This is a genomic window from Pelistega indica, assembly GCF_000506865.1.
Classification (GTDB): domain Bacteria; phylum Pseudomonadota; class Gammaproteobacteria; order Burkholderiales; family Burkholderiaceae_B; genus Taylorella; species Taylorella indica.
The window spans coordinates 1-8740 of record NZ_AYSV01000141.1; the positions used below are offsets into that span (position 1 = coordinate 1).

Below are 8740 nucleotides of genomic sequence, written 5' to 3' on the forward strand. Positions count from 1 at the left end.
ACGCTCTTTGGCTTGTGGTGAACGAGTGGACCCTAAGTCAGCTTTACGTCTGTACAACATTTACTTTGAGTCAGTTTGATTTTTCTACAAATTCATCAATCCACTCTTTTGATTTACCGACAAATACAGCTACAGATGTTGCCATACAACGCTGACCAGCAGCACCAAAAGCAGCACCTACTAACTGGTTGAGAGCTACTTCCTTATCGGCATCAGGCATAATAACGCAGTGATTTTTGGCGCCCATCATTGCTTGGCAACGTTTGCCATGCTCTGAGGCACGACGATATATTTCAGTCCCCACTCGAGTAGAACCAATAAATGAAACAGCTTGAATATCAGGATGTTCGCATAAGCGATTGGCTACATCGGGACCACCATGTACTACGTTTAATACACCGGGTGGTAAGCCTGCTTGATGAGCAAGTTCTACCAAGAACAACGTAGAGCTTGGATCTTGTTCTGATGGCTTTAATACAAAAGTATTCCCACTTGCAACAGCAATTGGGAACATAAAACATGGCAGCATTACTGGGAAGTTAAAGGCTGTAATACCAGCACATACACCTAATGGTTGGATGAGCGTGTAAACGTCAATGCCAGAGGCAGCATTTTCTGCATATTCGCCCAGTTGTAAACTTACGATAGAGCATGCATGTTCAATGACTTCTAGACCACGACCGACTTCACCCTCAGCATCTGGCAGGGTTTTTCCATGCTCTAGTGTAATTAACTCAGCTAGTTTAGCGGTATTTTCACGGACTAATTGTTGGAATTTTAGCATGATACGCATACGAGCCCCTTGACCCATATTACGCCATGTTTTATAGGCTTTTTTGGCGCTAGCCACAGCGGCATCTACTTCGGAAATCTCACAAAATGGAACACGAGAAACTACTTCTTGGTTAGCCGGATTTAATACATCAACCCATTTAGAGGTTTTTGATTGGACCTTTTCGTTATCGATAATAAGAGGGATATTAGGGATAGTCATACTTTTTCCTATGATAAAAAATTATTTAGTTAATGAACAAGTCGATTCAGATAAAGGTTGGAAGGCTTCTGCTGCGGGGATAGTCGCTAGGAGTGTTGAGAAATCCCATTCCGATTTTTTATCCTCAGGTTTTTTGACTTGATAAAGATACATATCATGAATAACTCGACCATTTGGCTGAATAGAAGCATTGCGCATGACGTCATCTTCAATCGGGATATCTCTCATGGCTTGTGCTACTTTGTCGCCCTCTATACTTTTAGAGTTGGCAACTGCTTTTAAGTAATGATAGACACTAGAATAGACTCCCGCATGAGTCATTGTTGGTTTGGTGTTATTGAAGGCTTTGGCGAAACGATCGGCAAAATGACGAGTTTTATCGTCGAAGTCCCAATAAAAGCCATCAACATAAGTTAAGCCTTGAGCTGTTTCGTTACCTAGAGCACGAATATCAGATAAGAATAATAATAGAGCAACTAAACGTTGATTACCATCAGAAATGCCAAACTCTTTTGCCTGTTTTACAGCATTTACTGTATCTTGTGAGCCATTGGCTAGTGCTACTACATTAGCACCTGATGATTGGGCTTGTAGGAGGAAAGAAGCAAAGTCTGTGGTATTAAGAGGGTGACGAACTTGACCTTTGACTTCACCGCCAAGCTTCTTAATCATCGCTGAAGTATCTTTTTCTAAACTATGACCAAAGGCATAATCAACTGTAAGGAAATACCAAGACTTACCACCAGACTCCATCGTCGCTTTTACGCCACCCACAGATTGTGAATAGGTATCAAACATCCAGTGGAAACCAACGGGAGAACATTCTTTATTCGTTAGAACGGTTGTTGCTGGCCCAGAGAATAGGGCAATACGATTTTTTTCTTTGGTAATATTTTGAACAGCTAGCGCTACAGCAGAGTTAGTTAAGTCCGCAAGAGCTGTGACTCCTTCTCGGTCAATCCATTCACGTGCTTTAGCTGCCCCAATATCGGCCTTGTTTTGGTTATCTGCTGAGATAAGATCAATTTTCATCCCTTTGCATTCATTGGCTAAACAATCTTCAATGGCAAGTTTTGCTGCAGCAACAGAACCTTGTCCTCCCATAGAGGCATAAGTTCCTGACATATCCGTCAGGATCCCAATTTTGACTGGTGGAATATCATTAGCATGGGCACTCGAAAGAAACCCGAGTGAACACGCAACTACAATAGATTTTAGAGCATGTTTCATTGTTGTCTCCTGTAATTGTTTTTGCAATTTTTTTGTTATTAATTTATTGTGATGTGTATAAAAAACAAAATCAATATAATATATGCACATTAATTGTTTATTTATGCACAAATAAAATGAACTGGGATGATTTAAGATTTTTTTTTAGAAGTTGCACGGACACAGCGTGTAAGTACGGCAGGGACTAGACTTGGGGTTGAGCATACGACAGTAGCAAGACGTATTAGACAGCTTGAAATTAGTCTAAATACCTTGTTATTTGAAAAATCTCGCCGTTCAGGATTTACCCTAACACAAGCGGGAATGGACTTATTGGCATACGCAGAGAAGATGGAAAGTCATTTGTTAAATGCCATGGAAAAAGTTAGTAATATGGGTAGCTCGTTGAGTGGTAATTTAAAAATTGCTGCTACAGAAGGGTTTGGTAGTTATGTACTGACACCTATTGCGATGCAGTTTCAAGCACTTTATCCCAGTATTACTTTGGATGTGATGCCATTTCAACGATTTGTAAGTCATAGTAAGCGAGAGACCGATATTGTTATCAGTATTGAGCGTCCAGCAAGGGGACCTTATATTGGTAGTAAGATTGCAGACTATTCGTTGAAGTTATATGCAACAAAAGAATATCTTGAACAGGCGCCACCTCTACGGAAACAAAGTGATTTTGCACAACACCGCTTTATTGCCTATATTGATGAATTAATTATTTCGGACCAATTGCGTTATATTGACGATATTATTCCACTGAATAATATAATTTTTCGTAGCAATAGCGTTGTGGCACAGATGAGAGCTTGTTTACAAGGGAAAGCTCTGGCTGTGCTGCCTTGTTTTATGGCAGAAAGTCAGCCTTTATTAGAAAGTGTTTTAGAGGATAGTTTTACGATTACTCGAAGTTTTTGGATGCATTACCACGAAGACTTAAAGAATCTTAGAAGGATTGAAGTATTTACCCAATATATGAAGCAACAGATGGCGTATAACGAGCGCTTTATGTTGGGTAAATCCAAACAACTTAAAATTAAGAAATAGATTAGTCAAACACAACGGTTTTATTGCCATTGAGTAAGATTCTATGCTCGGCATGACTACGCACAGCACGAGATAAGACTAAAGACTCAATATCACTACCTACTTGAGCCAACTCATCTGCACTCATACGGTGATCTACGGTTTCGACATCTTGTTCAATAATAGGGCCTTCATCAAGATCTGCCGTGACGTAATGGGCGGTTGCACCAATAATTTTTACGCCTCGAGCATGAGCTTGATGATAGGGTTTTGCCCCTTTAAAACTAGGTAAAAAACTGTGATGGATATTGATGGCTTTTCCCTCCAATGCTTTACACAAGTCATTGGATAGGATTTGCATATAGCGAGCTAATACAACTAAATCAATGTGTTGCTGTTGAATAATATCCAAGATTTGCTGTTCTTGCTCTTGCTTATTATCGTTGTTGACAGGTAAATAATGAAAAGGAACCTTATACCCTTGGGCTAATGCTTCATGATCACGATGATTAGAAGCGACAGCAACAATTTCAATAGGAAGCGATCCTGTATAAGTTCTAAATAATAAGTCATTGAGGCAATGCCCTTGCTTACTAACTAGAATTAGAACCCGCATTTTTTCTGTAGAGTCATGTAGTTCCCACTGCATTTGGAACTTTTCTGCAATTGGGACAAAGGCCTCACGGATTGTCTTCAACTGTGAATCTGTACCAAAGTGAACACGTAAAAAAAACTGTTGACTTTCTGAGTCACCGAATTGCTGTGAATCAATAATATTACCATTCAAATTTAGTAAAAAACCAGAAACAGCATGAACAATGCCTGTTCTATCAGGGCAAGAAATAGTGAGGATATAATCGTTACTCATTAGATTCCTTTAATACCTCAAAAATATACTCTGCAATCGCGAGCGAAGATGTTAAACCAGGGGATTCAATTCCAAATAGATTAATTAAATTTGGGAGTTGATGTTGCTTGGGGCCTTGAATGACAAAGTCCGCAGCAACTTCATCAGGGCCAACAATTTTTGGTCGAATGCCTGTATAAGCCGGTTGCAGACTGTTGTCTTTGAGATTAGGCCAATATTGACGAATAGCTTGATAGAAGCTTTCGCTACGGCTTTCATCAATCTCATAATTAATTTCATCAATCCATTGGGTATCTGGACCAAATTTGGCTTGTCCACCCAAGTCTAGTGTTAGATGGACTCCAAGACCAGATTCACTTGGCATAGGATAAATTAAACGCTTAAAAGGAGATTTTCCACTTAAAGAGAAATAACTACCTTTGCAATAATAGCTAGGAGGCACATAGTTTGAATTTAAACCATTAATCTTTCTAGCTAAATCAGGTGCATTTAAACCTGCAGCATTGATAAGTATGTCACAACTAAGCTCAATTGATTCATCTCCACCAAATTGGCAGTAAAACAAACCATCACGATAGTCTACTGATAATAGTGGTGAGTTGAAAACACTTTGTGCTCCATGATTCTCGGCATCACCCTGTAGAGCAAGCATTAAGCCATGGCTATCTACAATGCCTGTTGAAGGGGAAAGTAAAGCTGCTACACATGATAGCTCTGGCTCTAATGCTTGTGCTTGTTCTTTAGATAAAAACTGTAAATCATTAACACCATTGGTTTGTGCAACATGGTTAATGCTCTCTAATTTTTTTATTTGTGACTCATTAGTAGCCACTAATAATTTACCTAATCGTTGGTGAGAAATATTTTTTTCATGGCAGTATTGATAAAGCATTTCTTTACCTTGAACACACAACTTGGCTTTTAAACTGCCAGGAGGATAATAAAGTCCTGCATGAATAACTTCGGAATTACGTGAGCTAACGCCCATTCCGATAGCTTCTTCTTTATCGATAACCATGACTTCATAACCTTGCATGGCTAATTTTCGCGCAATGGCTAAACCAACAACACCAGCGCCAATAACAATACATTGAATATCACTACGTTGCATTATTGTTTCTTTTTCAGAGAAGAGGGGGTTAAATCAAAAGTACCAGCATGAAAAACTAATGGCATAGAGTCGCTATGGGTGCAACGCTCTACTTGGCCAATCATAATATGATGGTCGCCTTCTAAATATTGACTTTTATTATGGCATTCAAAATAGGCAGACATACAGGACTCCGGTAATCTGGGAATACCGAAATCGTTATAAGTAAAGTCTAAACTTGCAAAACGCTCTTCTTGAGTACCACGTGAAAATTGCAAGGCAAGCATCATATGGTCAGCACTTAGAATATGAATGTTATATCTATTGCTCGTTAAAAAAGTTTTTAATAGAGTAGAAGAATTTTGTAAGCTCCATAATACTAACGGAGGATCCATTGAAACAGAATTAAAAGAACTGATTGTCAAACCGATAGGGGAGTGGGTCTCGGTATCGGTTGTAGTGACAATTGCTACACCTGTTGCAAAACGACCAAGTGCTTGTCGAAAAGCGTGAGCATTAAAATTAGCATCTCTAACAGACAATCTCGGCTCCTTTAGGGCGAAAGTCGATCTAAGTTCCAAGAACCATCTTGCTCCAAGGTGAATTTCAAGCGGTCATGTAATCTAGATGGACGTCCTTGCCAAAACTCAATACTACTAGGCACAACACGATATCCTCCCCAATGCGGAGGTTTTGGTACATCGTTGCCAAACTGTTTTTCATAGTCCTGATAGCGTTGTTCTAAATCTTCTCGAGTGATGACTTGACTCTGTTTAGATGCCCAAGCCCCAATGCGAGATCCTAGCGGGCGAGAGTTAAAATACTCTGTTGATTCTTGTTCAGATAGTTTTTCAACTCTCCCTTGTATACGTACTTGACGCTGTTGAACCATCCAAAAGAAAAGTAGACTGATATTAGGGTTTTGTGCTAATTGATGACCTTTGTCAGAGTCATAATTAGTAAAAAATACAAAACCTTTTTCATCAAAATCTTTAGAGTAAACAGATACGTGAATGTGGGTATCCATTGTGGTCTACTGTTGAGACGTTCATCGCATTTGGCTCCAGACCACCTTCAACTCTGGCTTGCTCAAACCAAATACCAAATTGCTCGAAAGGATTTTTGGAGATATCTTTTTCTAACAAGATATTTTTATCGTAATTTTCGCGTAAATCAGCAATAGACATCGTGTTATACCCAATAATTTAAACAACTATTAAGTATAAGCTTAAATAATCCGTGATGCACTATGATACCGAGAGAAATCTTAATTTGCTCAATAATTACTTGCTATTAGCGTAGGCGTTGGCGGATTTTTTCACTCAAGCAACAGAGCTCATCATCTTTGACACCAGAACGAGCCAGTGCATCAGAGGTTTGGATTACATATTCGTGGCAAGGACCATATGTTCCTGATGCATTGAGGACAATATCAATGGTTTCATCTTCACTTAAATCACCGATATAGGCATCTGTTTCTGTATCCATCACAAAGACAAGTGCTTTGACAATTCCTTCTTCTGTTTGGCAGTTAAGCCACATAGGGACATAGGAAGCGGAAGGCATTTCGCGTTTCCAGAGCATCCGAAATTGTCCTAGAATATTTTCATTAGGGATACGATAAACTCTTCCTTCACAGATACCGCCATGTTTTAGTCCGAAAACTAAGCCGGGTTGCTCTGGAGTACCACGATTAACACACGACCACAAGCACAGTGAACGGCTATAGCCTTCTAGTATTGCATGACGAGATTCTTCGTAGGTAAATTCAGGACGCCATACTAAAGACCCATAGCCAAAAATCCAAATATTTTTTTGTTCTTCAAGCTCACCCAGTGTTTGTAACATAGAGATTTCGCGTTCTTCTTCTGACCAAAGGCGAAACGATTGCATGTGAGCCAATGCTTTTTGAATAGCAGGAATTTTAAAGGTAGCCACGGTAATACGAAATTGAATAAATAACTTAACTGATACAATAGTTTTTATTATAGTTAATTCTAAAAATAATGGATAATCAAGAATTCTCAATTGTTCGCCGATTTAGTAGTTTGACACGATTATATGGTGAAAAAGCAACAAAAAAATTTCATGCAATGTCACGTAATGATTGCAGGTATTGGTGGAGTGGGTTCATGGGTTGCAGAAAGTTTGGCTCGTTCTGGCATAGGACAATTAACTTTAGTTGATCTGGACCATATAGCAGAGTCTAATATTAATCGACAAGTTCATGCGCTTAGTTCAACAATTGGAAAAGCAAAAATTGAAGCGATGGCAGAGCGAATTATAGAAATTAATCCAAATTGCCAGTTAAATCTTATAGATGATTTTATAGACTCAGAAAATATATCTTTATACTTAAAACAATATAAGCCTCAACTCCTATTGGATTGTACTGATCAAGTTCAAGCGAAAATTGGCATGTTACTCCATGCACAGAAAACACATATTCCATTTATTATGTGTGGTGGGGCAGGTGGAAAGACTGATGTATTTTCACTGCGTCATACTGATTTAGCTTATGTAAAAAATGATAATTTGTTGGGTAGAATTAGAAATATTTTACGCAAGGAATATGGATACCCTAAGGGGTCAGATCAAAAGGGTAGAGCGTTAAAAAAACCACCGAAAATGAGTGTTAATTGTGTATGGTATGACCAAGTTGCACAACTACCTGATTTATGGGTGAATCCCAATCAGGCACCTCAAGGATTATCGTGTGCTGGTTATGGTTCGAGCGTTATGGTGACTGCGACAATGGGAATGGCAGTGGCCAATTTAGCTCTAGAACAATTGTTGAAAGATTTTAAATAACCATTGAAGGTGATTGTGTGAAAAAAGGGAGATACTCAGCAAATCTGAGCTGTCTCTCATATGGTTGATTCAATTATGTGAGTCAGCTCAAGCTAAGTGTCTCTAAGATTTATAGTTTCTCAATGGTTTTGATAGGTAAGCCAGTGACATCGTGGATAAGGGCGATATCTGTACCACGCGCTTTTAGTTTTTTAGCGGTAGAGAGTTTTTCTTTTTCTCTCCCAAGAGCCAATCCTTCTTCTCTACCAATAGACATCCCTTTCTCTTGACCAATAGCTATCCCTTCCTGAAGCCCTTTTTCTTTGCCTTCATTATATTTAACATCAAGGGAAATCATATGATTCCAATGGTATTTATTCTGGCGAATAAAGTCCTCCACCTGTTGGGCGGTCATATTCGCCACATTGGCTTTGCGAAAGATTTCTCTAAAGGTCTCGTCGGTAATAAATTGATGTGGCATGGTTTTCATTTCTCCAAGGAATGAGAGATTGTTCAGAAAAGAGAAACGGTGATTGATTTTGTTAGCTAGTGTTTAGTGACTTTTTAACGTTACTAAACACTAGTTCTCTGGTGAGTGAGTGTTTATAGCTTATCAATAATTTCTAGGGGTAAGCCAGTGACATCGTGGATAAGAGCAATATCTGTACCACGGGCTTTTAGTTTTTTAGCGGTAGAGATCATAGCCTCATGCGAACCTTCTTCTCTGCCTAGTGCTAAGCCTTCTACTTTCCAT

At 39.0% G+C, this 8740-nt stretch carries 7 protein-coding genes and 3 pseudogenes; 2 read left to right on the forward strand and 8 right to left on the reverse strand.

Going from position 1 to position 8740, the window contains the following annotated elements:
* Both V757_RS27015 and V757_RS27020 read right to left on the reverse strand, forming a co-directional pair.
* Positions 1-994 (reverse strand): annotated as a pseudogene (locus V757_RS27015) (aldehyde dehydrogenase family protein); the annotation flags it as partial.
* Between the two features lie 21 nt (positions 995-1015).
* Positions 1016-2224 (reverse strand): ABC transporter substrate-binding protein, encoded by a 1209-nt coding sequence (locus V757_RS27020; protein WP_023953433.1) that lies wholly within the window; start codon positions 2222-2224, stop codon positions 1016-1018.
* 116 nt (positions 2225-2340) lie between these two features.
* On the opposite strand from V757_RS27020, the pseudogene V757_RS27025 reads away from it, so the two are divergent.
* Positions 2341-3259, forward strand: a pseudogene (locus V757_RS27025) (LysR family transcriptional regulator).
* A 1-nt stretch (position 3260) separates the two neighbouring features.
* Here the strand turns inward: V757_RS27025 and purU are convergent.
* The 5 genes and pseudogenes from purU to V757_RS27050 form a co-directional block, all read right to left on the reverse strand.
* On the reverse strand, positions 3261-4106 hold the full coding sequence (gene purU, locus V757_RS27030) for a formyltetrahydrofolate deformylase (protein WP_023953435.1): 846 nt from the start codon (positions 4104-4106) through the stop codon (positions 3261-3263).
* Positions 4099-5217, reverse strand: coding sequence for an NAD(P)/FAD-dependent oxidoreductase (locus tag V757_RS27035; protein ID WP_023953437.1), 1119 nt, complete (start codon positions 5215-5217; stop codon positions 4099-4101). Before V757_RS27035 ends, purU begins: the two co-directional genes overlap by 8 nt.
* Positions 5217-5738 carry a flavin reductase family protein gene (locus tag V757_RS27040; RefSeq protein ID WP_023953439.1) on the reverse strand — a complete coding sequence of 174 codons (522 nt, stop codon included), beginning with the start codon at positions 5736-5738 and terminating at the stop codon, positions 5217-5219. Before V757_RS27040 ends, V757_RS27035 begins: the two co-directional genes overlap by 1 nt.
* A gap of 11 nt (positions 5739-5749) precedes the next feature.
* Positions 5750-6383, reverse strand: a pseudogene (gene pdxH / locus V757_RS27045) (pyridoxamine 5'-phosphate oxidase).
* A 106-nt stretch (positions 6384-6489) separates the two neighbouring features.
* Positions 6490-7134: a gamma-glutamylcyclotransferase gene (locus V757_RS27050; RefSeq protein WP_245587061.1), complete on the reverse strand. Its 645-nt coding sequence runs from the start codon at positions 7132-7134 to the stop codon at positions 6490-6492.
* A gap of 150 nt (positions 7135-7284) precedes the next feature.
* Between V757_RS27050 and V757_RS27055 the strand changes: the two genes are divergently transcribed.
* Positions 7285-8007 (forward strand): tRNA threonylcarbamoyladenosine dehydratase, encoded by a 723-nt coding sequence (locus V757_RS27055; protein WP_315970394.1) that lies wholly within the window; start codon positions 7285-7287, stop codon positions 8005-8007.
* 109 nt (positions 8008-8116) lie between these two features.
* On the opposite strand, the gene V757_RS27060 is transcribed toward V757_RS27055, so the two are convergent.
* Positions 8117-8467 carry a FliH/SctL family protein gene (locus V757_RS27060; RefSeq protein WP_023953443.1) on the reverse strand — a complete coding sequence of 117 codons (351 nt, stop codon included), beginning with the start codon at positions 8465-8467 and terminating at the stop codon, positions 8117-8119.
* Positions 8468-8740: the final 273 nt, after the last annotated feature.

Bases quoted from the DNA above. Each gene is read 5' to 3' on its own strand.
- V757_RS27020 (WP_023953433.1), bottom strand. From the start codon at position 2,224: ATGAAACATGCTCTAAAATCTATTGTAGTTGCGTGTTCACTCGGGTTT.
- V757_RS27055 (WP_315970394.1), top strand. From the start codon at position 7,285: ATGCAATGTCACGTAATGATTGCAGGTATTGGTGGAGTGGGTTCATGG.
- V757_RS27035 (WP_023953437.1), bottom strand. From the start codon at position 5,217: ATGCAACGTAGTGATATTCAATGTATTGTTATTGGCGCTGGTGTTGTT.
- V757_RS27060 (WP_023953443.1), bottom strand. From the start codon at position 8,467: ATGCCACATCAATTTATTACCGACGAGACCTTTAGAGAAATCTTTCGC.
- purU (WP_023953435.1), bottom strand. From the start codon at position 4,106: ATGAGTAACGATTATATCCTCACTATTTCTTGCCCTGATAGAACAGGC.